General features: G+C 71.4%; 26 protein-coding genes. 15 read left to right on the top strand and 11 right to left on the bottom strand.

Going from position 1 to position 25,141, the window contains the following annotated elements:
- Nucleotides 1-77 precede the first annotated feature (77 nt).
- Both AB0B72_RS06750 and AB0B72_RS06745 read left to right on the top strand, forming a co-directional pair.
- Nucleotides 78-683: a TetR/AcrR family transcriptional regulator gene (locus tag AB0B72_RS06750; protein WP_367737381.1), complete on the top strand. Its 606-nt coding sequence runs from the start codon at nucleotides 78-80 to the stop codon at nucleotides 681-683.
- 203 nt (nucleotides 684-886) lie between these two features.
- Entirely contained in the window at nucleotides 887-1,321 is a 435-nt protein-coding gene (locus AB0B72_RS06745) for a carboxymuconolactone decarboxylase family protein (protein WP_367737380.1), read from the top strand.
- A 67-nt stretch (nucleotides 1,322-1,388) separates the two neighbouring features.
- On the opposite strand, the gene AB0B72_RS06740 is transcribed toward AB0B72_RS06745, so the two are convergent.
- From AB0B72_RS06740 to AB0B72_RS06730, 3 genes are read right to left on the bottom strand one after another with little or no spacing between them, the layout of a single operon-like run.
- The gene (locus AB0B72_RS06740; RefSeq protein WP_367737379.1) at nucleotides 1,389-2,066 is read right to left on the bottom strand and encodes a response regulator; all 678 of its coding nucleotides are present in this window, start codon (nucleotides 2,064-2,066) and stop codon (nucleotides 1,389-1,391) included.
- On the bottom strand, nucleotides 2,063-3,370 hold the full coding sequence (locus AB0B72_RS06735; protein WP_367737377.1) for a sensor histidine kinase: 1,308 nt from the start codon (nucleotides 3,368-3,370) through the stop codon (nucleotides 2,063-2,065). Before AB0B72_RS06735 ends, AB0B72_RS06740 begins: the two co-directional genes overlap by 4 nt.
- 39 nt (nucleotides 3,371-3,409) lie before the next feature.
- Nucleotides 3,410-3,874: a hypothetical protein gene (locus tag AB0B72_RS06730; RefSeq protein ID WP_367737376.1), complete on the bottom strand. Its 465-nt coding sequence runs from the start codon at nucleotides 3,872-3,874 to the stop codon at nucleotides 3,410-3,412.
- A 454-nt stretch (nucleotides 3,875-4,328) separates the two neighbouring features.
- Between AB0B72_RS06730 and AB0B72_RS06725 the strand changes: the two genes are divergently transcribed.
- Nucleotides 4,329-5,084, top strand: coding sequence for an alpha/beta hydrolase (locus AB0B72_RS06725; RefSeq protein WP_367737375.1), 756 nt, complete (start codon nucleotides 4,329-4,331; stop codon nucleotides 5,082-5,084).
- A gap of 113 nt (nucleotides 5,085-5,197) precedes the next feature.
- On the opposite strand, the gene AB0B72_RS06720 is transcribed toward AB0B72_RS06725, so the two are convergent.
- From AB0B72_RS06720 to AB0B72_RS06710, 3 genes are read right to left on the bottom strand one after another with little or no spacing between them, the layout of a single operon-like run.
- The gene (locus AB0B72_RS06720) at nucleotides 5,198-5,689 is read right to left on the bottom strand and encodes a GerMN domain-containing protein (RefSeq protein ID WP_367737374.1); all 492 of its coding nucleotides are present in this window, start codon (nucleotides 5,687-5,689) and stop codon (nucleotides 5,198-5,200) included.
- Nucleotides 5,686-7,251, bottom strand: a complete 1,566-nt coding sequence (locus tag AB0B72_RS06715) for an ATP-binding protein (protein WP_367737373.1) — start codon at nucleotides 7,249-7,251, stop codon at nucleotides 5,686-5,688. The genes AB0B72_RS06720 and AB0B72_RS06715 overlap by 4 nt, the downstream gene beginning before the upstream one ends.
- Nucleotides 7,252-7,257: 6 nt before the next feature.
- Entirely contained in the window at nucleotides 7,258-7,932 is a 675-nt protein-coding gene (locus AB0B72_RS06710; RefSeq protein WP_367737371.1) for a response regulator, read from the bottom strand.
- 210 nt (nucleotides 7,933-8,142) lie between these two features.
- Between AB0B72_RS06710 and vanY-N the strand changes: the two genes are divergently transcribed.
- On the top strand, nucleotides 8,143-8,712 hold the full coding sequence (gene vanY-N, locus AB0B72_RS06705; protein ID WP_367737368.1) for a D,D-peptidase/D,D-carboxypeptidase VanY-N: 570 nt from the start codon (nucleotides 8,143-8,145) through the stop codon (nucleotides 8,710-8,712).
- A gap of 2 nt (nucleotides 8,713-8,714) precedes the next feature.
- Nucleotides 8,715-10,769, top strand: a complete 2,055-nt coding sequence (locus AB0B72_RS06700; RefSeq protein WP_367737367.1) for an ATP-binding protein — start codon at nucleotides 8,715-8,717, stop codon at nucleotides 10,767-10,769.
- Between the two features lie 37 nt (nucleotides 10,770-10,806).
- Here the strand turns inward: AB0B72_RS06700 and AB0B72_RS06695 are convergent, their stop codons facing one another.
- On the bottom strand, nucleotides 10,807-11,499 hold the full coding sequence (locus tag AB0B72_RS06695; protein ID WP_367737366.1) for an aspartate/glutamate racemase family protein: 693 nt from the start codon (nucleotides 11,497-11,499) through the stop codon (nucleotides 10,807-10,809).
- Nucleotides 11,500-11,799: 300 nt separating this feature from the next.
- Between AB0B72_RS06695 and AB0B72_RS06690 the strand changes: the two genes are divergently transcribed.
- Together AB0B72_RS06690 and AB0B72_RS06685 are read left to right on the top strand one after the other, a co-directional pair.
- Entirely contained in the window at nucleotides 11,800-12,402 is a 603-nt protein-coding gene (locus AB0B72_RS06690) for a Chromate resistance protein ChrB (protein ID WP_367737365.1), read from the top strand.
- 11 nt (nucleotides 12,403-12,413) lie between these two features.
- Nucleotides 12,414-12,824, top strand: coding sequence for a YkvA family protein (locus tag AB0B72_RS06685; RefSeq protein ID WP_367737364.1), 411 nt, complete (start codon nucleotides 12,414-12,416; stop codon nucleotides 12,822-12,824).
- Nucleotides 12,825-12,889: 65 nt separating this feature from the next.
- Here AB0B72_RS06685 and murF read toward each other — a convergent pair whose 3' ends face one another.
- Together murF and AB0B72_RS06675 are read right to left on the bottom strand one after the other, a co-directional pair.
- Nucleotides 12,890-14,296 (bottom strand): UDP-N-acetylmuramoyl-tripeptide--D-alanyl-D-alanine ligase, encoded by a 1,407-nt coding sequence (murF, locus tag AB0B72_RS06680; RefSeq protein WP_367737362.1) that lies wholly within the window; start codon nucleotides 14,294-14,296, stop codon nucleotides 12,890-12,892.
- A complete protein-coding gene (locus AB0B72_RS06675) occupies nucleotides 14,293-15,249 on the bottom strand; it encodes a D-alanine--D-alanine ligase family protein (RefSeq protein WP_367737359.1) in 957 nt (318 codons plus the stop codon). Before AB0B72_RS06675 ends, murF begins: the two co-directional genes overlap by 4 nt.
- A gap of 345 nt (nucleotides 15,250-15,594) precedes the next feature.
- On the opposite strand from AB0B72_RS06675, the gene AB0B72_RS06670 reads away from it, so the two are divergent.
- Both AB0B72_RS06670 and AB0B72_RS06665 read left to right on the top strand, forming a co-directional pair.
- The gene (locus AB0B72_RS06670) at nucleotides 15,595-16,524 is read left to right on the top strand and encodes an RNA polymerase sigma factor (protein ID WP_367737358.1); all 930 of its coding nucleotides are present in this window, start codon (nucleotides 15,595-15,597) and stop codon (nucleotides 16,522-16,524) included.
- A gap of 95 nt (nucleotides 16,525-16,619) precedes the next feature.
- Nucleotides 16,620-17,507 carry an alpha/beta fold hydrolase gene (locus tag AB0B72_RS06665; protein WP_367737357.1) on the top strand — a complete coding sequence of 296 codons (888 nt, stop codon included), beginning with the start codon at nucleotides 16,620-16,622 and terminating at the stop codon, nucleotides 17,505-17,507.
- Between the two features lie 39 nt (nucleotides 17,508-17,546).
- Here the strand turns inward: AB0B72_RS06665 and AB0B72_RS06660 are convergent, their stop codons facing one another.
- Complete coding sequence (locus AB0B72_RS06660; RefSeq protein WP_367737356.1) at nucleotides 17,547-18,728, bottom strand: metallophosphoesterase; 1,182 nt, start codon at nucleotides 18,726-18,728, stop codon at nucleotides 17,547-17,549.
- 182 nt (nucleotides 18,729-18,910) lie between these two features.
- Here AB0B72_RS06660 and AB0B72_RS06655 point away from each other — a divergent pair, with 182 nt between their 5' ends.
- The 6 genes from AB0B72_RS06655 to AB0B72_RS06630 all read left to right on the top strand — a co-directional run bounded on the left by AB0B72_RS06655 (nucleotide 18,911) and on the right by AB0B72_RS06630 (nucleotide 24,423).
- Nucleotides 18,911-19,429: a toxin-antitoxin system HicB family antitoxin gene (locus tag AB0B72_RS06655; RefSeq protein WP_367737355.1), complete on the top strand. Its 519-nt coding sequence runs from the start codon at nucleotides 18,911-18,913 to the stop codon at nucleotides 19,427-19,429.
- A gap of 82 nt (nucleotides 19,430-19,511) precedes the next feature.
- Nucleotides 19,512-20,348 carry a DUF4097 domain-containing protein gene (locus AB0B72_RS06650; protein WP_367737353.1) on the top strand — a complete coding sequence of 279 codons (837 nt, stop codon included), beginning with the start codon at nucleotides 19,512-19,514 and terminating at the stop codon, nucleotides 20,346-20,348.
- A 31-nt stretch (nucleotides 20,349-20,379) separates the two neighbouring features.
- Nucleotides 20,380-21,348 (top strand): ATP-binding cassette domain-containing protein, encoded by a 969-nt coding sequence (locus AB0B72_RS06645; RefSeq protein WP_367737352.1) that lies wholly within the window; start codon nucleotides 20,380-20,382, stop codon nucleotides 21,346-21,348.
- Entirely contained in the window at nucleotides 21,345-22,136 is a 792-nt protein-coding gene (locus tag AB0B72_RS06640; RefSeq protein WP_367737350.1) for an ABC transporter permease, read from the top strand. Before AB0B72_RS06645 ends, AB0B72_RS06640 begins: the two co-directional genes overlap by 4 nt.
- A 213-nt stretch (nucleotides 22,137-22,349) precedes the next feature.
- Nucleotides 22,350-23,732: a sensor histidine kinase gene (locus AB0B72_RS06635; RefSeq protein WP_367737349.1), complete on the top strand. Its 1,383-nt coding sequence runs from the start codon at nucleotides 22,350-22,352 to the stop codon at nucleotides 23,730-23,732.
- 7 nt (nucleotides 23,733-23,739) lie between these two features.
- A complete protein-coding gene (locus AB0B72_RS06630) occupies nucleotides 23,740-24,423 on the top strand; it encodes a response regulator (protein WP_367737348.1) in 684 nt (227 codons plus the stop codon).
- Here the strand turns inward: AB0B72_RS06630 and AB0B72_RS06625 are convergent.
- Nucleotides 24,325-25,101: a phosphatase PAP2 family protein gene (locus tag AB0B72_RS06625; protein WP_367737347.1), complete on the bottom strand. Its 777-nt coding sequence runs from the start codon at nucleotides 25,099-25,101 to the stop codon at nucleotides 24,325-24,327. The two genes, AB0B72_RS06630 and AB0B72_RS06625, sit on opposite strands and share 99 nt — an antisense overlap.
- Between the last annotated feature and the right edge of the window lie 40 nt (nucleotides 25,102-25,141).

The following is a 25,141-nucleotide window of genomic DNA, read 5'->3' as shown; positions in this document are numbered from 1 at the left end:
ACACTAGGTGCAACGGCTCATAAAGTGAAACGGTTACACATTATGATCCGTTCAACTCCGGGGATAAGGTGGGGGACGTGACCGAGACGGGGCGCCGCGAGCGCAAGAAGGCCGCAACCCGCCAGGCCCTGGCCGACGCGGCGCTGAGGCTGTTCCTGGAGCGCGGCTACGACGCCGTCGGCGTACGGGAGATCGCCGAGGCCGCCGACGTCTCGGTGACCACGCTGTTCAAGCACTTCCCCGGCGGCAAGGAGGCGCTGGTCTTCGACCAGGGCGACGACCGTGAGGCTGCGCTCGTCGCCGCCGTCCGCGATCGCCCCGCCGGCCAGTCCATCCCCCAGGCGCTGCGAGACCTGCTGCGCGACGAGCGCTCACGGCAGGTTCGCGGCGACCCCCGCTTCGCCGACTTCCTCCGCCTGATCGACACCACTCCGGCGCTGCGCGAGTACGCTCGGCGGATGTGGCTGAGCCACCAGGACACCCTGGCCGCCGCGATCGCCGCCGACGCCGGGCTACCCGGCGGCGACCCCGGCTGCCAGGCGCTGGCCCGCTTCGCCCTCGACGCTGTCACCCTCGTCCACGGACGAGACGACGCCGAGACCGCCCTCGATCGGATCTTCGCTCTCCTCGACAACGGCTGGACGGGCATCACAACGGAAGCTGAGAGCTGTCAAGGCACCTGATCATGCGGCCCGGCCGGGTCGGCGTCGTGATCCCCGCAGGCAGCGGGATCCCGGCCTCCAGCACGTGCGCCATCGCCCGGCAGGCCGAACTCCGGTCCGCCCTCCTGTCGGGCCGCTTCCGGCCGGAGGGCCGCGGTGCTCCTGCGTTTCACGAGGCGGCGAACGTTTGACTTGGAGTGCGCTCTAAGTCCTAGGTTCACCTCATGAACAGCGAAGACGCCACGTACCTGAGCACCGCCCCGGCCGAGACCCGCCAGGACCGATTCGACCACGGCATGGAGGTCCTCACCCGCGTCGACGGGGAGGGAGGTCAGAAGGTCATCGACTCCCTGGCCGACATCTCCCCCGAGCTGGGTCACCAGGTCGTCGCCTGGGCCTTCGGCGACATCTACGACCGCCCCGGTCTGGCCCCCCGCGACCGGCAGTTGGTCACACTGGGCATGCTCACCGCCCTCGGCGGTTGTGAGCCCCAGCTCGAGGTCCACATCAACGCCGCACTGAACGTCGGCCTCACCCCTGAAGAGATCGTCGAGGCACTGCTGCACTCCGCGGTCTACTGCGGCATGCCCAAGGCGCTCAACGCCACCTTCGTCGCCAAGAAGGTCTTCGGCGGACGCGGCCTGCTTCCTGTCGGCTGATCGCCGTCCGGACGGCGGTTCACGGGTTGAACGCCGCCGAGTACGACCGGGAACCCCCTCACCGGCATCATGGCCCTTCGGGGGCTTCGGGGGTGAGCAGTCCCCGGTTGAACGCCGCGGCGACCGCGGCGGCGCGGTCGCCGACGCCGAGCTTCGCGTAGATGTTCAGCAGGTGGGTCTTGACCGTGGCCTCGGTGATGAACAGCCTGGACGCGGCCTCCCGGTTGGTCGTGCCGGCCGCCACCAGGCCGAGGACCTCCAGCTCGCGCCGGCTGAGCGGCCCCGCGTCGGGCGCTCGTACCCTGTTCATCAGCCGGGCCGCCACCGACGGCGCGAGTGTGGCCTCACCGCGGGCCGCGGCCCGTACCGCCCGCAGCAGCTCGGCGCGGGGAGCGTCCTTCAGCAGGTAACCGGTGGCGCCGGCCTCGATTGCCGGCAGCACGTGGCTGTCGGTGTCGTACGTGGTCAGCACGAGCACCCGCGCGGGGATGCCTCGCCTGGCCAGCTCGGCCGTCGCGGTCGCGCCGTCCATGCCGGGCATGCGCAGGTCCATCAGGATCACGTCGGGCATGAGGTGCTGGGCGAGCCGGACCGCCTCGGCGCCGTCGGCGGCCTCGCCGAGCACCTCGAACTCCGGATCGCGCGCGAACATGCTGCTCAGGCCGTCTCTGACCACGGGGTGATCGTCCACGATCAGCAGCCTGATCGGGGTTTCGTCGTCCGGGGCGGTGCCGGGGCGGCTCACGGGTGGGCCTCCGCCGGGACGCGGGCCGAGATCCCCGTGCCGGTGCCCGGCTCCGACTCGATCTGCAGTGTTCCCGACAGACCCTCGATGCGCTGCCGCATCGCGATCAGACCGAACCCGCTCGCATACGCACGGGAGCCGCCGTCGCCCGGCGTCTCGGACGCGTCATCGGACGGGCAGTGGGGCGGGACATCGCCGAGCCCGGCCGGTTCGAAGCCCCTGCCGTCGTCACGCACGTCCACGGCGACCTCGCTTTCCATGTAGGACAACGTCACCCCGACTCTGGTCGCCTGAGCATGCTTGGCCACGTTGGCCAGCGCCTCCTGGGCGGTGCGCAGCAGCGCCACCTCGGCCTCCGGCCGTATCGGCCGGGCCGTGCCGGTCGTCGCGACCTCGACCTCGATCCCGTGCAGCGCCGACCAGCGGCCGGCGACGGCCGCCAGCGCCTCACCCAGCCGGGCCGTTCGCAGCGGCTCGGGACGCAGCGCGTGCACCGACCGGCGCGCCTCCGAGAGGCTCTCCCTGGCCAGCGTGATCGCGGTCGCGACATGCCTGCGCCAGCCCGCCGGATCCTCGCCGGCCTGCTCGGCGGCCTGCAACTGGGTGACGATGCCGGTGAGCCCCTGGGCCAGGGTGTCGTGGATCTCCCGGGCCATCCGCTGCCGCTCGTCGAGCACCCCGGCCTCTCTCGCCTGGGCCAGCAGACGCTCGTGCAGGCCCGCGTTCTCCGCCAGAGTCGCCTCCAGCCTGCGGTTCGCCTCGCCCAACTCGCGCAGGGCCCGTACGCGCTGGTCGTTGCGCTGGTTGCCGCGCCAGGCGAACCACCCGAAGCCACACATGGGGAGCACGTTCGCGGCCAGGACGGCGAGGTACGTCGCGAAGCCCCCGAGGGTGGACTTGTCCACGCCGTACGCCTGCGCGGTGCCCGCCACCACCGCCACCGCGGCTACCCCCGACAGCTCCCACGGCCAGGGCAGCACCCGGAACGCATAGACGTACAGGGCGGGTGTGAAGAACCCGAACCAGGGATCCCGCAGCACGAGGACCGCCGAAACCGCGATCAGCACGGTGAAGAACACCGCCATCATCGCCGGGCGGTCCCGCCAGGAGGGATGCAGCGTGAACATCCACAGCATCCACGCGGCGGCCAGGGCGCACAGGACCAGGTCGACGAGCGGGGAAGCCCCCGCCGAGTACTTCTCCGTCATCGTGACGACGACCAGGACCGCCAGCAACACGTACGGCATGACGGTGATCTCCCAATGCCGTCGCCGCTCCCAGCCGCGCGGCATCGCACTGCTCATCCGTGTCCTCCCGGTGACATGGTCTCCCAGCCGAACAATCTAGCCCCGGTCTCCCTGCCGTTGCCCGGCGGCGAACAGCGAGCGCAGGTGCCCCCCGTTCGCGATCAGGACGACGCCGAGCAGGGCGAGCCCGCAGACGCCCTGTTCGATCCTCATCCATACCGGCAGGAAGCCGGGCAGCGCGACGAGGACCGTGATGGCCACCACCATGAGGGCCGAGGCGATCCGCAGCCTGAGATACGCACGGCCACGCCCGCGGGCCGTACCGGCGACGAAGGAGAACATCAGCAGCGAACTGGCCGCGACGATCACGCCGCGCACCCACACCGTGTCGGTCACCATCCGGGGGTCGTCGCGCAGCACGTAGGCGGCCACGAGCGTCAGCACGCTGAGGACGATGTAGCAGCCGACGAGGATCTTCATGGTGCGGAACGACGCGCGGCTGCGCGGATGGTCCAGGTCGTCCTCGGCGATCGCGACGGGTTGCGTACTGCGGGCGTTCATGTTGATCCTTTTCTGGTCGGCGCCGGTCCCGGGCGAGCCGTTCTTCGCGTGCGCTCGCCCTTCGCGGCCAGGTGCCTTCAGCGTCGCGACATCACCACCGGCCGCACATCGGCCGATCTCATGAGCCACCGGCTGAACCGCCGGATCCACCGGACGGCCGGTCCGATCCACCGATCGGCTGACCGGGACCCCCCGCTCGTCACCGCCTCCGCGGCTGCGGTTCACCGTCCACGAGCCGGCCGGGCTCCTCTAGTACCGCCGCTCCCCGGCTAAAAGCGTTGGGCCGGACGACGTCCCGGCTGATAACCTCCGGGAGTCCGTGAGCGACGCGAGGAGGTGACACCCATGAACGCTGTATCCAATGGGTGCTCCCCATCTTCCTCACGGCCGGGCGATTGACGTAGGTGTCGCCGGGAGCGCCCCGACAAGGCGATCCCGAAAGGCAGCAACACCTATGCGATTCACTGCGGAGACATCGTCGAACGGTGTCGTCGAACGCAATTTCACTCTGGGCGAGGTCACCGGCCTGCTCTGGTCGCCCGCATCCGGCTCCCATCACGCGCCTTTGGTACTCATGGCGCACGGTGGCGGCCAGCACAAAAGGGCACCGGGAATCCTGGGCCGCGCACACCACTTCGTGATCCGCTGTGGCTTCAACGTCGCCGCCATCGACGCGCCCGGACACGGCGACCGGCCGCGAACGGCGGCCGACGAGCGGCACATCGCCGCCCTGCGGCAGGCTCAGGCGGCGGGTGAGCCGATCGGCCCGGCCGTCGTGGACATCCACATCGACCTCGCGGCGCGTGCCGTGCCGGAATGGCAGGCGACCCTGGACGCCCTCCAGAAGCTGCCGGAGATCGGCGCCGGCGGGCCGATCGGCTTCTGGGGCATCATGCAGGGCACCGGGATCGGGGTGCCGTTGACGGCGGTCGAACCCCGCATCATCGCAGCGGTCTTCGGTTGTCTCGGGCATGAGGGCCTGGCGGAGGCGGCGGCGCGGATCACCGTCCCGATCGAGTTCCTGCTCCAGTGGGACGACGAGCACGTCGAACGTCAATCCGGTCTCGCGTTGTTCGACGCCTTCGCCTCCAAGGAGAAGACGTTGCACGCCAACGCGGGCGGGCATGCCGCCGTCCCCAGATTCGAGGTCGACAGCGCGGCCCGGTTCTTCGCCCGGCACCTCGGCCAGGGCGGCACGTCACCGGCCTGACAAGACGGGGGCATCGGCGTACGGCGCCATGCCCCCGTCGCATCTCGCCGGAGCGTGCCGCACACTCCGGAACACGGCATTCGCCAAGAACGCGGGTCGCCACGGCCGGGCCGCTACCGTCTCCCCGGACAGCTCCGGGGGCCGACGCTCTGCCCGGCACCGGCGACGGTGACCTGAACAGGGCTCTGCGGCGCCGTGGCGGCAACCGTGCACACGATCTGCTCGACGGCCAGTTCGGACAGGTCGCCGGCCGCTATGGACAAGGTCACCACCAAGTGGCCGGCCGGCTTGACGGTCACCGAGAACGGGCCCGCCCCGGCCGGGACGTCGGTGGTGAACCCGCGCGCGTGTTCCTCCGCGGTGGGCCCGTCCGCCAGCAGCGCGAGCGTGCCCGCTTGGAACAAGGGACGGCCGGCCGGCCGCGTCACCGCGCTGAGCCGGCCGTTCTTCACCAGATAGAGGATGATCGTCGTGGCGGGTGCGACGCGTCCGCTCGGCGGGTCGCCGGCGGGGATGACATCGCTGGGTCGCACGCCGCAGCCCGCCACGGCGACGATCGACACAAGACCCGCGGCGAGCATGCGGCGGGCGAGGCCGGTCCTCACTCGGGGTCTCCGTCCGGATCGGGTGCCCGGCGTGGCAGGCGCAGCGCGAAGACGGCGCCGCCCTCCGGGGCGTTGGCGACGGTGAGGTCGCCTCGGTGCAGGCGCGCGTTCTCCCGCGCGATGGCCAGGCCCAGGCCGCTGCCCTCGGACCTGGTCCTGGCCGCGCTGGCCTTGTAGAACCGGTCGAACACATGCGGGAGCACCGCCTCGTCCAGCCCCGGTCCGTGGTCGCGGACCTCCAGAGTGATCCAGTGCGCGTCGGCGCGAAGCCGTACCGACACCGGCGGCTCGCCGTGCCGCAGGGCGTTGCCGACCAGGTTCGCGAGGATGACATCCACCCGGCGCGGGTCCAGCCGCGCCATCACCCCGGGGGCGAGCTCGGTGCGCACCGACTCAGACCAGCCCCGGACACGCAAGGTCGCGCGCACCAACTCGGCCACGTCGACCTCGTTCAGCGCGAGGGCCGCCACGCCGGAGTCGAACCTGCTGATCTCGATGAGGTCGTTGACCAGAGCGGTGAGGTTGAGCGTCTCCTGGCTGACCAGTCTGGCGGCCCTGCCGGCGGGATCGGGCAGCCGGGCCGACTCCTCCTCCAGGACGTCGGCGACCGCGGCCAGCGCGGCCAGAGGGGTTCGCAGCTCATGCGACACATCGGCCACGAACCGGCGGGCATCGGCCTCCATCTCACGCAGCTGCCTGACGTGCCGTTCCAGCTCCGCGGCGGTGGTGTTGAACGTGCGTGCCACCTCGGCCAGCTCGTCGGAGCCGCGGACCGCGATCCTGGTCCGCATCTCGCCCTGGCCCAGCAGGCGTGCCGCCCGGCCGAGCTCGCGCACCGGGCCCAGCACGCCACGGGTGGCCAGCAACGCCAGGACGACCGCGAACGCCAGGGCCGCGCCGCCGGTGAGCCAGGCGGACGCGGCGAGCCCGTCGATGCTGCGCTGTTCGGCGAGCAGGCTGCGCGCGGTGTAGACCTCGATGCCGGACACCCGCGTCGTCCCGTCCTCCTCGACGATCAGCAACGGCGTGCCGATGATCAGCCACGGCGTGCCGTCGATCAGGCCGGGCCGGCCCTGCCACACCACCCGTTGCCACGCCGTACGGCCGCCGGCCACCACCTGCCGCAACTTCGGTGAGATCATCCCGAGTTCCACGTCCGGCTCCCTCCCACCCGGCTTCCGGCGCCCCTGCGGCGAGGCCAGCGGCGGACCAGGCGACGGGGCGGGCGACGCGGTGAGCGGCGGGCCGGGCGGCGGACCGGGTGACGCGGTGAGCGACGAATGCATCCCGCGGTAGAAGGCGACCGCGAAGCTGTTCTGGTCGGTCGCGGCGGCGGCGATCTCGTTGAGCTCGGTCAGGCCCGGCGTCGCGCTCCGCAACGGGTACAGCGCCTTCAGGCGGCTGGTCACCGCCTGCACCGCGGCGTCCTGGGCCCGCTGCAGGATGGCGATGCGGGCCTGGACGTAGATCCCGCCGGCCACCGCCGCCGCGGTGACCACACACAGCAGTGCGAAGGCGGACAACAGCCGGGCACGCAGCCCCAGGCTCGGCCGAGGTGCCATCGGCCGCTACACCGGCCCGAACCGGTACCCGAACCCCCGCACCGTCTGCACGTAGACGGGCGCCGCCGAGTCGTCCTCGATCTTCGCGCGCAACCGCTGCACGCACGCGTCCACCAGACGCGAGTCGCCGAAATACCCGTGCTCCCACACCGACTCCAGCAGCTGCTGGCGGCTGTGCACCCGGCCCGGCGTGCCGGAGAGCTCGAGCAGCAGGCGCAGCTCGGTCGGGGCGAGGCTGACCGGCACGCCTCGGTTGGCGACCACCAGCCCGGCCCGATCGATGGTCAGGTCCCCGTGCCGCTCCAGCTCCGCCTGGTCGCGGCCGATACGCCGGAGCACGGCGCCGATGCGCGCCTCGAGCACCCTGGGCTGCACGGGCTTGACCACGTAGTCGTCGGCGCCCGCCTCCAGCCCCGCCACCACGTCCATGTCGTCGCCGCGCGCGGTCAGCATGATGATCGGTATCTCCCCGGCGGCCCGGATGCGGCGGCAGACCTCGAACCCGTCCATGCCGGGCAGCATCAGATCGAGCACGACGACGTCGGGAGGGTCCGTACGCAGCCGGTCCAGCCCCTGCTCGCCGGACTCCACCGCGCGCACACGGTGCCCGTGCCCGGTCAGGGCCAGCTCGAGGCCCTCACGCACTCCCGGGTCGTCCTCGATCAGCAACACCCGCGACACGCCCCCGAGTTTCACCGCACGCCCCCGTAACCCGCCCGCGGCTCGTCCGCCGGTCAACCCATCCACTGTCCGCCGGCCGTGTCTCCGCCTCGTCCGCGCCATGTCATCGTTGTGTCACGGTCGCGCCGACGTCCCGCCGGTCGCCGCCGTCGACGAACGGTGACATGCGGCGGACAACGCGCGCACATTCCGTACCGATCGTAGTTCGTCATGAACGAGCCACGAACGATCCCCCTCCGGCCCCGTGACCGGCTGTTCGCCGCGGTCACGCTGGTGCTCGCCGTGCTCCTGCTGCCCGCGGCGTTCGTCCGCCGTCCCGGCCGTGCCCGCGAACTGGCCTGCCGGTGGGCCTTGGGGGTGCGGTTCCCCGCCGAGGACCTCACCGGGCTCACCGACGGCGCCATGGCGGCGTTCACCGCGGCGCGCACCGAGGCGTTCTGGCATCACGGCCAGCTCATCGGCCTCACCTCGGGATACCGCGATCCCCATGTCCAGCAACGGATGTTCGACGAGGAGGTGCGCCGCTCCGGCTCCCCGGCCTTGGCACGCATGCTCGTGCTGCCACCTGCGGAATCCTCCCACGTCAAGGGTGTCGCCCTGGACGTGCGCCCGCACGAAGGAGCGCGCTGGCTGGAGGAACACGGCGCCCGCTACGACCTCTACCGCATCTACGACAACGAGTGGTGGCACTTCGAGCACCGCCCGGACAGGGGCGGCACGCCGCCACGACGACGACCCCACCCCGGCGTGGCCCACCTCAGCGAGTCGGAGAGGGGTTAGGGATGTCATCGGGGAGTGACGACAGGTCCGGATTGCTGGGATGGCGCCTGCAAGCCGCGCGCGACACGGCGTTCGTGGGGCGGGAGGAAGAGCTCGCGGCTTTCAACGCGGCGTTGTACGGCGGCGGCTGCACCGTTCTGTACGTGCACGGCCCCGGCGGCATCGGGAAGTCGGCCTTGTTGCGGCGGTTCGCCCACGAGGCCACGGTGGCGGGGCGGCCGGTGTCCATGATGGACGGGCGCATGATGGAGCCGGCGGCGTCCGAGGCCGGACCGCCGCTGCTCGACGCGGACGCGGTGCTGCTGATCGACGACGTCGAACGAGTTCACGGCCTGGAGGGATGGCTGCGGGAGCGGTTCCTGCCGCGAGTGCCCGTGGGGGCGCTGGTGGTGATCGCGGGGCGGAATCCGCCGGATATGCGGTGGCAGGCGGATCCGGGATGGGCGGGGGCGCTGGAGACGCTGCCGCTGCGCGGCCTGCGGGCCGGAGATGCGCAGGCCCTGATGGACTCCTCCGGGGTGCCGGCCGATCTGCGCGCGCCGCTGCTGGCCTTCGCCGGTGGCCACCCGCTGGCCCTGGTGACGGGAGCGGCCGCGGCGGTGAAGGACGGCGGGGCCGGCGGCCGGTGGACGCCGGATCAGGACGTGGTCGCCGCGTTGCTGGATCAGCTGGTCGGCGAGCCGCCTTCGGCGGCGCATCGGCACGCTCTGGAGATCTGCGCGCATGGGTACGTGACGACGGAGGACCTGCTGCGGGCGGCCCTTCCGGAGGACGCCGGGACGTTGTTCCGATGGCTGCGGCGGTTGCCGTTCGTGGAGTCGAGCAGTCTCGGGCTGTTTCCGCATGACGTGGTGCGGGAGTTGCTGGAGGCGGACCTGCGGTGGCGGGATCCCGAGGCGTACGCGGTGATGCACGACCGCATTCATGCGCATCTGGCGGAGAGGGTGCGCACGGCGAGCGATGTGGACGTGCCCGGAGCGGTGGCGGCACTGCTCTACCTGCATCGCGGCAGCGGGGCGCCGGCCGGTTTCCACGGCCGCCACGACGAGGGCGGCTTCCAGGAAGAGGTGTTGCGAGAGGGTGACCTCGCCACGTTGCTCCGGGTGGCGACGGCGGCGGAGGGTGCGGCGTCCGCGGGCCGCGCCGCCTTCTGGGCCGAACGTCGGCCGGAGGCGTTCCGGCTGTATCGACGGACGGAAACCGGCGAGCCCGTGGCCTTCTCCGCGTGGTTGCGGCTGGCGGAGCTCGATGAGGAGGAGCTGACGGCCGATCCCGTCGTGGCCACGGCGTGGGCGCATGCGCGTGCCACCACGCCGTTGCGCGCCGGTGAACATCTGGCGGTCAGCCGGCTGTGGGCGCTGCCGCCGTATCGCGGGAACTCGCCGGTGACGGATCTGATCCAGTGGCGAGTGATCGGCAACTGCCTGCGGGCCGAGCGGATGGCATGGTCATTCATCCAGATACCGCATCCGAACGGACCGTGGCTGGAGCATTTAAGGCGGCGTTGCGGGATGCGTGACATCTCCGGGCAGTCACGGCAGGAAGATGCCGCGTGCAGCCTGTTCGTTCATGACTGGCGCGCGGTGCCGGCGCGGGCGTGGCTGGAGCGGATGAGCCGGCTGCTCGTCGCCGGGCCCGCCGGTGACCCGGGTGCCGCGACGGCGACCCTGGCGGTGCTGTCCCAGGCGGAGTTCGCCGAGGCGGTTCGCAAGGCGCTGCGCCGGTTGTCGCGGCTGGACGCGCTGGCCGCCTCCCCGCTGACGCGCACCAGGCTGATCGCCGAGCGGGCCGGGCGGAACCCGGCCACGGCGCTGGGCGACCTGCTACGCCAGGCGATCGACGACCTGCGGGAGGATCCGCGCTCGGTAAAGCTCCATCGGGCGCTGTCCGTCACGTTCCTCCGCGGCACGCCCACACAGGAGCTGGCCGCGGAACGACTCGGCCTCCCCTTCACCACCTACCGCCGCCATCTGACGTCCGGAATCGAACGTGTCTGCGCCGACCTGTGGCACCGGGAGCTGTACGGCACCGACGCGACGGCGTACCGATTCCCCTGAGCCGCCACGTCGTGCCGCCGTGGACGAACAGGAGCTGTCAGCCGGCGAGCGCGAAGCCGGCCGCCGCCTCCGCGTGCAGTCGAGCGCTCGGCAGCACGGGGATGGCGCCGTCCTTCTCACCGATCAGCAGCTCGATCTCGGTGCAGCCGAGGATGACGCCTTCGGCGCCGTCGTCTGCGAGATCCTCGATGATCCGGGCGTACGCGTCCCTGGACGATTCGCGGAGCACCCCGCGCACCAGTTCGTCGAAGATCACGCGATGGACCAACTCCCGCTGCTCACGCCGCGGGACGACCACGTCGAAGCCGTGGGCGGCCAGCCGATCCCGGTAGAAGGGCTGCTCCATGGTGAAGCGAGTGCCCAGCAGACCGACCTTGCGCATGCCCCTTGCGCGGACCTCGGCGCCCACGGCGTCGGCGATGTGCAGCACGGGCACGCTCACGGCCCGCTCCACGTCGTCGCTCACCCGGCTGAAGGTGTTGCTGCAGATGAGCAGGAGGTCGGCGCCGAGCTCCTCCAGTTTCCCGCCCGCGCTCGTCAGCAGGGCACTCACCTCGTCCCAGCGGCCGTCGAAGATCAGGTCCTCGACGGTCGTGTAGTCGACCGACCAGATGAGGCTGTCGGCGGAATGGCTGCCGCCGAGTCGCTCGCGTACCCGCTGGTTGATGATCTGGTAGTAGATCACCGTCGATTCCCAGCTCAGTCCGCCGATGAGACCGATAGTGCGCATGAAGCTCCGTTTCGCCGGCTTGTTCGGGCAGGCTAGGCGGAGCGCCTGCTCATTCTGCAGACCGAAAGCTGTCCAGCCGTCCGTATTCTGGGCCGGCTCGATCAGGTCGCATACGGCGCGGGGTCGATGCCTCGTCCAGGTTGACGGTCCGTTCGCACCTGCTGATCGCAGGCGGCGGCGCGGCCCAGCAGCAGGGTCCGCTCCCGCTCGATGCGGGTCAGCGACGCCGCCCGCGCGCGGGGGGCAGCGTTGGCCGCGTCCCGGGTGAGGAGCGTAACCGCTGTATGTTACGTTCGTAACATGGAGGCTGCGGATGAGCATCGCGCCTGGGTGCTGGTAAGCATCTCCACCGGCGCGGAGGCCTCGCTTCGCGTGCATGTCTGGCGGCAGCTACGCAAGCTCGGCGCGATCTACATCCAGCAGTCGATCTGCCTGCTACCTGACCGGCCGGCCGTCGCCAAAGCGCTGACGCGGCTCATCGCGCGCGTCCGCACCCAGGGCGGCCAGGCTCGCGCCCTGCACCTGCAGCTGACCGATCCTGACGAGATCGCCGCTCTGGTGGCCGAGCAGCAGGCCGGCCGCGACGCCGAATACGCCGAAGTCCTCGATCGCGTCCCTCAGTTCCTGGCCGAGCTCGACAGCGAGACCGCGAGGGGCCGCGCCACGTATGCCGAGGTCGAGGAGTCCGAGGCCGACCTGGAGCGCTTCGAACGCTGGCTGAAGTCAATCGCCGATCGCGACTACTTCGACGCTCCGGGCGGCGCCGCGGCCCGTGCCGCGGTGGACGGCTGCCGCCAGGCCCTGGCCGCCTTCGAGCGGATCGCTCTGGCCGCCGACACCGCCTTCGCCCCGGCCACCCCCCGGCCACGCGCCGGCCTGCCCTCGCACCCCGACCCCGAATAGAGGAGCTCGACATGGGATGGGGCATCCTCATCGGCATCCTGATCGCGGTCGCGGCCACCTGGACACTGTTGGTCGCCGCCCTGGCCCTGATCCGGCCGAAGGGCTCCTTGCTCACCGAGGCGCTACGCATCCTGCCCGACCTGCTGCGCCTGCTGCGCCGCCTGACCGCCGACCGCACACTACCGACCGGCGTCCGCGTACGGCTCGGCCTGCTTCTGGCCTACCTGGCACTGCCCATCGACCTGATCCCCGACTTCATCCCCGTTCTCGGCTACGCCGACGACGCGATCATCGTCACCTTCGTCCTGCGCGGCGTGGTCCGCCGCGCCGGTGTGGATGCCGTCCGCCGGCACTGGCCCGGAAGTCAGGACGGCTTCACCGCACTCTGCCGGCTCACCGGCATCGCCGGCGATCCCGAGTAGCAGGCGGAGTGGTGCCGGACCTCGCCTGGGAATGGCGGCCAAGGTTCCGTGGCCGTAGGCGGTGATCAGCTGGACGGCGCGCCCGGCCGGACCTGGGCGCCGGCCAGCGCACGGGCGCAGGCGCCGAGCCCTATCTCGCTGGAGGCCTTGACGAACACCACGTCTCCCGGTCCGACCAGCACGGTGGCCAGCCTGAGGGCCCCGGCCACGTCCTCGGCGGTGTGGACGGCCACGCCCTGGTTCGAAGACCGCGCCGCCTCCGCCATCGCGAGCGGATCCCCTGCTCCGACCGCGATCAGCACGTCGAAGCGGAGGTCGGCGACGAGCCGGCCCATCTCCGCGTGCCGGGCGCGGGAGGCGTCCCCCTGCTGCCCCATCGCGCCGAGCACGGCGACGGTGCGACGGGTGCCGGCGAGGGCCTTCACCGCCCGCAGCCCGGCCCGCATGGATTCGGGGCTGGCGTTGTAGGCGTCGTCGACGACGGTGACGCCGTCAGGTCGATCGACGATCTCCATCCGGCCCGCGGAGCGCCGCCGTGCGGCATTCAGCCCATCGGCGATCTCGGTGACGCCCAGGCCGAGTGCGGTGGCGACGGCGGCGGCGGCAAGGGCGTTGCTCACCTGGTGCTCGCCGATGAGGTCGAGCTCGACCGGGGCGCGGCCCGAGGGCGTCACCAACTCGAACGCGGCTCGTGCGCGGTCGGTCATCCGCACATCTTCGGCGCGCACCTGCGCCTCCGCCGACCCGCCGTACAACAGGATCTGAGCCCTGGTACGGCCGGCCATGCCCCTGACGTACGGGTCGTCGGCGTTGAGCAGCGCGAACCCGTCCGCCGGAAGCGCCTCGACCAGCTCTCCTTTGGCCTGGGCCACGTCGGCCGGCCCGGTCCCCATGCGCTCCACATGCGCGGTGCCGACATTGAGCACCAGCCCGACCTGGGGCGGTGCGATCCCGGTCAGGTACGTCAGGTCGCCCTTGCGGCCCGCGCCCATTTCCAGCACGAGATATCGGGTGGCGGCGTCGGCACGCAGCACGGTGAGCGGCAGCCCGAGCTCGTTGTTGAACGACCTGTCGGTGGCGACCGTCGCGGCGTGCCGTTCGAGCACCTGGGCCAGCAGGTCCTTGGTCGTGGTCTTGCCCACGGAGCCGGTCAGGCCGATCACGACCGGGCTGATGTCTTCGAGCAGGTGCCTGGCCAGCAGGCCGATCGCGAGCTGGACGTCCTCGACCACGAGAGCGGGCACGCCGACGGGCCGTGAGGCCAGCACGGCGACGGCGCCGGCCGCGACGGCGCCGGCCGCGTAGTCGTGACCGTCGACGCGGGCGCCGGCCGTCGCGGCGAACAGGCCGCCGGGCACCACCTCGCGGGAGTCGACCGCCGAGGGCGCCGTCACCAGCGCCCGCGGGTCGCCCACGTCATGCAGGCTCGCTCCGACGACCCGCGCGATCTCGCTCAGCGTCATGGGGATCATGAGCCGCTCCTGGCGAACGCGAGGTCGATGAGGCGGCGCAGCAGGTCGGGGTACGGGACGCCGCTCGCGGCCCAGGCCCTGGCGTAGACGGAACGGGAGGTGAAGCCCGGCATGGTGTTGATCTCCAGTACGTACATGCGTCCCGTGTCCTCCTCGTAGAGGAAGTCGACACGGGACAGGCCGTAGCCACCGATCGCCCGGAAGGCGCGCAGGGCCAGCTCGCGCACGTCCTCGGCCACCCGTTCCGGCAGCACGGCCGGGATGACGGCGATCTCGGCCGGGCTGAGGTACTTGGCCTCGTAGTCGAGCCAGTCGCCGGGCACGATGAGCTCGCCGGGCACCGAGGCGTCCGGAGTGTCATAGCCGCCGAGCACGCCGCAGATGACCTCGCGCGCGGTGACGCCCTGCTCGACGACGACCACCCGGTCGTAGGCCAGCGCCAGGTCCACGCCCGCGCGCAGCTCCTCCATGGAGGTGACACGTGAGATGCCGATGGAGGAGCCCATGTTGGCCGGTTTGACGTACATCGGCCAGTCGAGCGACTTCACCAGACCCCAGTCGTCGGTGGTGGTGCGCCATTCGCGCTCGGTAAACCACACATGCGGGGTGACCGGTATGTCCTCCGCCAGGAACATGCGCCGCATCGCGACCTTGTCCATGGCCACGGCGGAGGCCATGACGCCGCAGCCCACGTACGGGATGCCCAGCGTCTCCAGGTGACCCTGGACGACGCCGTCCTCGCCGAACGGTCCGTGCAGCACGGGGAAGACCACGTCCGCCAGGTCGTGTCCCAGCTCCACCGGCCACCTGCCCTGCCGGTCGATGATGACGGCGACGGGCTCGTACAGATCCCTGGGCAGAGCGTTCAGCACGGCATGCGCCGACTGCAGCGACACCTCGTGCTCGGCGGACGGCCCACCCGCCAGCACAGCCACGCGCACGCGTTCAGTCACGATCAATCAGCCTTCCTCGGTCGCACGGAGACGGCACCGCCGGCGGCCGTGTTCGCCGCCGCGGCCCCGGCTGCCGAGTGTCGGCTCTTCGGCTGACCGGTTCCCAGACCGTTCGCTGCCCGGTTTGTGACCGCGCGGCGTGCAGCGACCGGGTCGGCTCCGGGCCGGTCACGCCGGTCCGCGGGGCCGTTAACCTCGGGTGATGCGTGAAGGCTTCCGTCTTCGTACGTCACGACGGTGTGCCCGGGGACGCCGGCCGATCCGCCGGGGAGCACGGCCTGGTTCCCGGATCGGCCGTGACGGACAGGCGAACGCACGGGCGGCAAGAGCGAAAGGGTGCCCGGCATGACCCCCACCGAGATCCCGGATGTGGAGCTCACACGCGGCGCCCAGTCAGGGGACGTCGCGGCGCTGGGGCTTCTGCTGGAGCGGCACCAGGCGGGCATGCGCGCCGTGGCGCTGAGCATCCTGGGGCCGGGGCCGGACGCCGACGACGCCGTACAGGACGCGGCGTTGACCGCGCTCCAGCGGATCGGCGACGTCCGCGACCCCGCCGCGGTGGGACCGTGGCTGCGGATGATCGTCCGCAACGCGTGCCGGTCGCGGCTGCGGAGAACCAATGAGGCGCAATCCGTCCACGACCTGGCGCTGCCCTCGGCGAACGCGACCCCCGAGCAGGTGCTGGACAGACACGCGCTGCGGGACTGGATCTGGCACGCCATCGAGGAGCTGTCTCCCTCGCTCCGCATGGTGCTGATGCTGCGGCACTTCAGCGGCATCACGACCTACGAGCAGATGGCGGCGGTGTGCGGCGTGCCGGTCGGCACGGTCCGGAGCAGGCTCAGCCAGGCGAGGGCCAAGTTGTCCGAGGCCCTGCTGGCGACCGCCGAATCGGCGCACGGCGACGCCGCCGCGCTGGCCGCGGCGCGCCGCAGGGAAGGCATCGAGACCCTGGAGGCCGCCGAGCGGGGCCGGTTCGGCGACGTCCTGGCCGAACGGTGGTCTCCTGATGCCGAGCTGCTCGACGGGCGGTCCCGCGTAGGCGGCCGCGACTTCCTCCTCAGGGGAATGGAGTGCGACCTGGAGGCAGGGGTCCGCCAGCGCCTCGTCCACGCGGTCGCCGGCAGTGACCTCACGATCTGGGAGATGGACATCGTCAACCCGGCGGACGACCCGGAGCACTGCCCGCCTGGCGTGACCTGGGTCATGTCCCTGGACGAGGGCCGGGTCCGCAGGCTGCGGCTCTACCACCCGCCGCCTTCCCGCGACGCCTGACGCCTCTGTGACCACCATCACAGAGGCGGGATCGAACTTCCCCGCCGCCTCCGCGTCATGCCGGTGTTCGCAGCACCACCATGACCGGAGATCTCATGAGCACCTCTGCCACGAACCCTCTGTCGCCCGGCACCCACGTCATCGACGTGGACGGAGTCGCCCAGCGCTACCACGTCCACGGCACCGGACCGGTGTGCCTGGCGCACCCCGGCGGTCCCGGGGTCTTCTGGGAGTACATGCGGATGCCGGCGGTCGAGCGGCATCTGACCATGGTGTACGTCGAGCCCCTCGGCACAGGGGGATCGGGCCGCCTGGAGACGCATCCCCACGGTTACACGCGTGACCTCTACACGCGGGCTCTCGACCGCGTGATCGACCACCTCGCGCTCCCGAAGGTGTACCTCCTCGGCCACTCGCACGGCGGCTTCGTGGCGCAGCACTACGCTCTGCGGCACGAGGCCCGTCTCGCCGGGATCATCCTGTACGAGAGCGCGCCGGTCACCGGGCAGGAGCACATCACCGAGGCCATGCGCAACGTGGAGGAGTTCGCCCGGAAGAACGCCGCCAACCCCGGGCTCCCGGAGGTCCTCAACGCCTTGCAGTCCACCTCCGCCATCTCGGACGACGAGGAGTTCACCGCCGCGATCCGCGGTCTGCTCCCCGCCTACTTCGCCGACTACTGGGGTCGCGAGGAGGAGTTCGCACCCATGCGGGCCACGGTTACCGGCTCACACATCTCCGGCTTCGACGAGAACCTCGTCCCCGATGTCATCGACGACCGCGGCCTGCTGGGCTCGATCACCGTTCCGGCGCTGGTGATCGTCGGCCGTCACGACGTCATCTGCGGGGTGCGCTGGGCACGCGAGCTCAACAAGCTGATCCCCGGCTCCGAGCTGGTCGTCCTGGAGGACAGCGGCCACTTCGGCCACATCGAGGAGCCCGAGAGCTTCGCCCGGGCGATCGCCGGCTTCACCTCGCAGTGATCGGCCGGCGCGTGGACGGCCGCCCGACCCCCGGTGGGCTTACGCCGAGCGCAGTGTGAGCACGGTGATCTCGCTCGGCGCGAAGACCCTCAGCGGCGGTCCCCAGAACCCGGTGCCCCGGCTCGTGTAGAGCTGGGTCCGGCCGCCGTGCCGGCTGAGGCCGTGGACCACGGGCTGGTCGAGGCGTACGAGGAAGTGGAACGGCCAGATCTGGCCACCATGGGTGTGCCCGGAGATCTGCAGGTCGACGCCGTGCTCGACGGCCGCGCCGATCTGCTTCGGCTGGTGTGCGAGCAGCAGCACGGGCAGGCCGGGGTCGGCGTCCGCGAGGGCGGCGGCGTGGTCGGCGTGGTGACCGGGCCGCCCGGAGGACGCGGCGGTGGCGTCGTCCACGCCGGCCACGACGAGACGGGAGCCGCCGCGCTCCACGACGATGTGCCGGTTGTGCAAGGGCTCCCAGCCGAGCTCGCGCATGTGGTCGAGCCACCCCTCGGCCTCGCCGAAGTACTCGTGGTTCCCCGTCACATACGTCCTGGCGAGCCGGGCGCGGACGTCTCCGAGCGGCGCGGCCTGCTCCCGCCGCTCGGCCACCGTGCCGTCGGCGATGTCGCCCGTATGGCACACGATGTCGGCGTCCAGATCGTTGACGGCCGCGACGACCCCGGCCGACCAGCGGGCCCGGTTGATCGGGCCGTAGTGCGTGTCGGTCAGCAGGACGACCCGGACGCCGTCGAGGCCGGCCCCCAACCGGGGAATCGTGACGTCCACCCGCTTGATCCGGGGCACGCGCATCGCCTCGGCGTACCCCCAGAGAACCAGCAGGAGCGACACGGCCGCCGTCGCGGCGGCGACGATCCGGGACCGGCCGGGGTCGGCGACACCGGCGACCGCGAGGGCGAGCCGCAGCACGTTGCCGAGCACCGCCCAGGCGAACATCACCCAGATCACACCGAGGATCGTGTCGCCGGCGCGTGCCGCCCAGTCCCGGTGGCGGCGTCCGTGTCCCATGTACATGAGTGCGGGGAACGCGACGAGCGCGCCGGCGAAAAGTATCGTGCCGGCGATCACCACGAGGGCCGGCCACCGGGCGTCCGCGCCGACCAGCGTCCACCACGGCACTCCGAACAGCAGCGCCAGGACGGCGATGATCGTCAGGCCGAACACCAGCGGCCGTCCCGATCGTCTCGGGGGCGCCGCCCGCATCGTCTCGCCAGTTGACACTGCCGCGCTCCTTAGTCGGGGGTGCCTGAATCATGACACCCCCTGCGCGTCGTCCACCACGCGCCCACCGGCGCCCCTCACCGCTCCTCCACGCCGCCGTTTCCGGCGATCCTCACCCAAGGACGCACGGATGACGCCATCGAGGCGTTGATGTGGTGCCATATGTGTGCCATGATGGCATCATGCAACTCACGCCGTATGTCGACACTCTCCGGCACGAGCTCGCGGCCGCCGCCGACGCGGGCGGCGACGAAGCCCGGGCCCTGGCCGAGCGGCTCACCTCACCCTTGGAGTCCGCCACCCGGCTCATCCTGCTGAACGCGTTGTCCGCCGCCATGGACGAGGTCACCCGCGAGCTCGCTCCGGGGTCGGTCCACGTACGGCTGCGCGGACTCGATCCCGAGTTCGTGGTGACGCCGACGCCGGCTCACGAGACGTACGAGGAAGCCGCGGAGCGGGAGAGCCCGCCCACGCCCTACGTCCCGCCGGAGGGCGACGAGAGCGGGGCGGCCCGGATCAACCTCCGGCTTCCGGCTCATCTCAAGACCCGGGCCGAGGAGGCCGCGGGACAGGAGGGCCTGTCCGTCAACGCCTGGCTGGTCCGGGCCGTCGCCGCCGCCCTCGACTCCGGCGAGCGCGGCCGCCCGACCGGCCGCCGCCGCCATGGGGGCCAGCAGGGTTACACAGGCTGGGTCCGCTAACCCGGCCCGGACAGAGCACCACTTCCCCTTCACCCGCCCCACCGGCGGGAACAGCCATCACAGCCATGAGGACGGCACAGCCATGCCTGTTTTCGACACTCCCGGACCGATCACCGTCATCCTCGAATTCGACGTCGGGTCCGCGCGGATCACGGCCGGCGACCGCGCCGGCACGGTGGTCGAGGTCACGCCGGCCGACGGCGGCGACGACGCCGACGTACGGGCCGCGCAGCAGACCAAGGTCACCTACTCGGACGCCACGCTGCTGGTCAAGGGGCCCAGGAACCGCTCCCTGTTCGGCAGGAGCGGCTCCGTCGACGTGAGCATCGAGCTGCCGGCCGGCTCGGACGTCCGGGCCACGTCCCCCTTGGCGGACTTCACCTGTACGGGCCGTCTCGGGGACTGCAGGCTCAAGACCTCACTCGGCGACATCGACGTCGGCGAGGCGGCGACCGTGGAGGCGAAGACCGATCACGGTGACATCCGGGTGGACCGCGTGGCCGGGGGCGCCGAGATCACGGGCGCCGGCCGGGTCGACGTCGGCACGGTCGCCGGGACGGCGACGATCAAGAATTCCAACGGCGACGTCAGGATCGAGGAGATCATCGGCGACCTGCGGGTGCGCTCCTCCAACGGTCACGTCTCCGTCGGTGTCGCCAACGCCGGAGTCGACGTCAAGGCGGCCAACGGCGGCATCCGGATCGACGAGGTGGCGCGCGGCGAGATCGTCCTCCAGACGGCCGCCGGCAGTGTCGAGGTCGGCATCCGGCGGTCCACCGCCGCCTGGCTCGACGTGAACACCCGCGTCGGCACCGTGCGCAACGATCTCACCCCGTCCGAAGGCCCCGGAACCTCCGGCGAGACGGTCGAGGTGCGCGCCCGCACCTCGGTCGGCGACATCGTGATCCGCCGCTCCTGACCATCCACGGCACACGAGAGAGAAGAGCGCCATGAGCGTGTCCTCAGCGACCGGTCCGGCACCGGCGATCACAGCCTCCGGGCTGTCCAAGTCCTACGGCGACAAGGTCGTGCTCGACGGCATCGACCTGCGCATCCCCCAGGGCACGGTCTTCGCCATGCTCGGGCCCAACGGCGCGGGCAAGACCACCACCGTGCAGATCCTCTCCACGCTCATCCCGGCCGACTCCGGCGAGGCACGTGTCGCGGGCCACGACGTGGCCCGCGATCCCGACGCCGTACGCGCCGCGATCGGCGTCACCGGCCAGTTCTCCGCGGTGGACAACCTGCTCACCGCCGAGGAGAACCTGATCCTCATGGCCGACCTGCACCACCTGGGCCGCCGCGAAGGCCGGCGGCGCGCCGCCGCGCTGCTGCGCCGCTTCGACCTCGCCGAGGTCGCCGCGAAGACGGTCACCACATTCTCCGGCGGCATGCGGCGCAAGCTCGACCTCGCGATGACCCTGGTCGGCGACCCGCGCGTGATCTTCCTCGACGAGCCGACCACCGGGCTCGACCCGCGCAGCCGCCGCATCATGTGGGAGATCATCCAGGGTCTGGTCGCCGACGACGGGGTCACGATCTTCCTGACGACGCAGTACCTGGACGAGGCCGACCAGCTCGCGGACCGTGTCGCCCTCCTGGACCACGGGAAGCTGATCGCCGAAGGAACGCCGGAGGAGCTGAAGCGCCGCATCCCCGGCTCCCACATCCGCCTGCGGTTCCCCGATGCGGGCGGGCTCGAATCGGCCGCCGCTCTCTTCGGCTCCGCGACACGCGACAGCGAGGCGCTCACCCTGCACATCCCCGGCGACGGCAGCATCTCCGACCTGCGGGCCGTCCTCGACGTCCTGGACGACGCGTCCATCGAGGCCGAGGCGCTCACGGTGCACACCCCCGACCTCGACGACGTCTTCCTCACCCTCACCGGCCACCCCCAGCCCAAGGAGAACGCGCGATGACCACCATGGCCTATGCCGTCAGAGATTCGGCGACCATGCTGCGGCGCAACCTGAAGCACGCGCAGCGCTACCCCGGCATGACGATCTCGGTCCTCGCGACCCCCGTCCTGATACTTCTCCTGTTCAACTACGTCTTCGGGCGGGCCCTCGGCGCCGGCATCGGTGGCACGTCCACCGGAGGCTCCAGCTACATCGACTACCTCGCCCCCGGGATCATCCTGATGGGGGCGACATCCGGAGCGCTGGTCACGGCGGTCGGCGTCTGTGTCGACATGACCGAGGGCATCGTCAACAGGTTCCGGACGATGGCCATCTCCCGCGCGTCGTTTCTCACCGGGCATGTCGTCGGCAGCGTGATCCAGACGCTGGTCAGCACGGCCCTGGTCACCGGCATCGCGCTGCTCGTGGGGTTCCGGCCCACCGCCACCCCCGTCGAATGGCTCGCGGTCGCGGGCGTGCTCACCCTGCTCATCCTGGCGCTCACCTGGCTGTCGGCCGGGATCGGCCTGGTGGCCAGGACCCCCGAGACCGCCAGCAACATCCCCCTGCCGCTGACGTTCCTCCCGTTCCTCGGCAGCGCCATCGTCCCGACCGACTCCATGCCCGCCGGGTTGCGCTGGTTCGCCGAGTACCAGCCGTTCACACCGATCATCGAGACGTTGCGCGGCCTGCTCATGGGCACGCCGATCGGCAACAGCGCGATCATGGCACTGGCCTGGTGTGTGGGTCTCAGCCTGGCCGGCTATCTGTGGGCCAGGTCCACCTTCAACCGCGGCGCCCGGCGCTAGGGTGCAGCGAGACGCCCGCGACCTCGCTGGGGGCATGCGCCTGGTTCTGCCCGGCCGCTTCGGTTCCCTGGAAGCGCGCTGCCCGCCCGGCACAGCTGCGTATTGGACTTTCGGCAGTGCCGGTGTCCCACGGCTCTGCGTATCGTCCTGGTTGTGCGAAGAGCGACGACCGCGCAGAGAACCGGGAACGCTGGGCGATGGTGGCCACCCGGAGTGGCGCTCCCGTTGAGCGCGGCGGCCACGGTGACGGCCGGTCTGAGTGTCATCAGCCTGTGGTGGGCTGTGCCGACCGCGACCGCCGCGTTCCTGGCGGGGTCGCGATCTGGTCAGGCCCGGCCGGCGGCGCTCGTGCTGGTCGCGGTGCTCGCGATCACCGTGGTGGCGGTCTCGGTGGTCCCCTCTTGGATCGAGCTGGGTGGCCTCTTCGTGGCGTTGGTGGTGGGAGCCGCGATGCTGCCCTGGTTCGCGGGCCGGTTCTGGCGGCAGTATCGGGAACTCGTCCGGGCCGGCTGGGAACGGGCCGAGCATCTGGAACGTGAGCAACGGCTCGTCGCCGAGCAGGCCCGGCTGCGTGAGCGGACCCGTATCGCCCAGGACATGCACGACGTCCTGGGCCACGACCTCAGCCTGATCGCCCTGTCGGCCGCCGCCCTGAAGCTCGCGCCCGATCTGCCGGAGGCGCACCTGGCCTACGCGGCGGACATCAGGGCGAGGGCCGCCGACGCCGTGGAGCGCCTCGGTGAGGTGATCGGCATTCTGCGAGAGGAGACGGACGGGGCGCCGGCGCAGCCGGACGGGGCCGACATCGCAGACCTGGTCGACAAGGCGTCCGCGTCCGGACTCGCGGTCACGCTGTGCGTCGAGGGTGAGAAGGGCGATCTGCCGCCGGTAGCGGAACGGGCCGCGCACCGCGTCGTGCAGGAGGCGCTGACCAACGTCGCCAAACACGCGCCCGGTGGGGCGGCGGCCGTCCGGGTGCGGCACATGGCCACGGAGACCGAGATCCTGGTGGAGAACGGCCCCGCGGACGCCGTCGGTCTCCCGGCCCGGGGCGGAGGCCGCGGCCTCATCGGCCTGGACGAACGCGTCCGGCTGGCCGGAGGCTCCCTCACGTACGGTCCCTCAGGCGGTGGCTTCACCCTCCTGGCCCGGCTTCCACACACCTCCGCGGCGCAATCTCCGCACCCTTCCGGTCTCGTGTCGCCCGCCTCGGGCGGTGCCGTGCCGCACGAGCACCGGCGCGCCCGCCGCAGGCTCGGCCGCACCCTGGCCACCGCGTTCATGCTGCCCCTGCTGACGGGCGCACTGCTCGGCGGTGTCCTGAGAGGGCGGCAGATGCTGACGGCGTCGCAGTCGGTGCTGACTCCGGAGAACTACGCTGACCTGCGGATCGGGCAGGCTCGCTCCGAGATGGAGCGGTATCTGCCGGATCAGCAGACGGCCCATCGGCCAGGGGCCGCCGAAGCAGAAGAACAGGGCATGACGTGCGAGTACTACGCGATGACAGCCGATCCTTTCGACGACCGGTCTGGAGACACCTACCGCCTGTGCTTCCGAGCGGGCAGGCTGGTGTCCACGGACGTACTCGCCGGGTGAGTGTCCGATGATCCGCGTACTGATCGCCGACGACGAGCCGATGATCCGCGCGGGCGTGCGGGCCGTTCTGTCCACCGACCCGGACATCACCGTCGTCGCTGAGGCCGCCGACGGCCACGAGGCGGTCGCACTGGTCCAGCGCCACCGCCCCCGGGTGGCCGTGCTCGACATCCGTATGCCGAAGGTCACCGGCATCGAAGCCGCCGCGGAGATCCGCAGGACGGTCCTGGCCACCGGTGTCGTCATCCTGACGACGTTCGGCGAGGACGACTACATCCTTCAGGCACTCGGCGGCGGAGCCGCGGGGTTCCTGATCAAGTCCGGTGAGCCCGAGGAACTGATCGCGGAAGTCCGCGCGGTGGCCGACGGCGCGGCTTATCTGTCGCCGAAAGTCGCCGCCCGGGTAGTCGCCCATCTCGCGGCGAGCAGCGCGGGAACCCTGGCCGCACGGCGCGGCGCCGCCCGCGAGCGGATCGACGCGCTCACCGCCAGGGAACGCGAAGTACTGGCCTTCCTCGGCGGCGGGCTGTCCAACGGTCAGATCGCCCGCCGGCTGCACGTGGTGGAGGGGACGGTCAAGGCCCATGTCAGCTCAATCCTGGCCCGCCTGGCCGTCGACAACCGGGCGGCGGCGGCCGTGATGGCCCACGAGGCCGGAATCGTCCCCGCTCAGGCGCCCGAGCAGCGGTGACACCAGCCGCGCCGCCGACGGCGTGAACGTCAGCAGCACCGCCACCACCACGGTGGCAGCGAGGATCGCGCCCGCGAGCACGTCGTGCGGGTAGTGAACCCCCACCATCACCCTCAGCAGCGCCGCCGCCCCTGCCAGCGGCAGAATCACCGCGGCGAGGCGAGGACGCAGCACGGCCAGCCCGACCGCGAGACCGGCGGCCAGAACGGCGTGGTTGCTCGGAAACGACCAGTCCCCCACCGGAGGACATTCCGCGATCGCCGCCCCCGCGCCCCGCACCACTCGACATGGCCGCTCCTCGTCCACCACCAGCTTCAACGTCTCACTGATCGCATAGGCGGCGACGGTACCGACACCGATCATGACGGTTGCGGCGGCACCGCGGGCGTCCCTGCGGCGAACGGCGATCCACCAGACCAGGACAAGCAGCAGCCCGAGGAGCACGAGGATGCCCTCCGTGGCGGTCTTCAGAGCCGTGGCCACCCATGACGGCGCGTCGGCCACCGCCACGGTCACCGAACGGTACACGGATGCCGAAGCGCCGCCCACCACCTTCACCGGACCGGCATCGCCCAACCCGCCCGGAGAAAGCCAGGCGACGACTCCCGCCCCCACGCCCAGCGACACAGTCGAGCCCAGCAGCCGACGGCCGAAATCATGCCAAGAGTCAGTTCTCATGGTCCCTGACCATAGGAACGACAGCAGCCGGAGACCTGGG

It is taken from the genome of Microbispora sp. NPDC049125 (assembly GCF_040802045.1).
In the GTDB taxonomy this organism is placed as follows: Bacteria; Actinomycetota; Actinomycetes; order Streptosporangiales; family Streptosporangiaceae; genus Microbispora.
The sequence above is the reverse complement of the archived record's forward strand: the minus strand, read 5'-3'. Positions and strand labels throughout refer to the sequence as shown.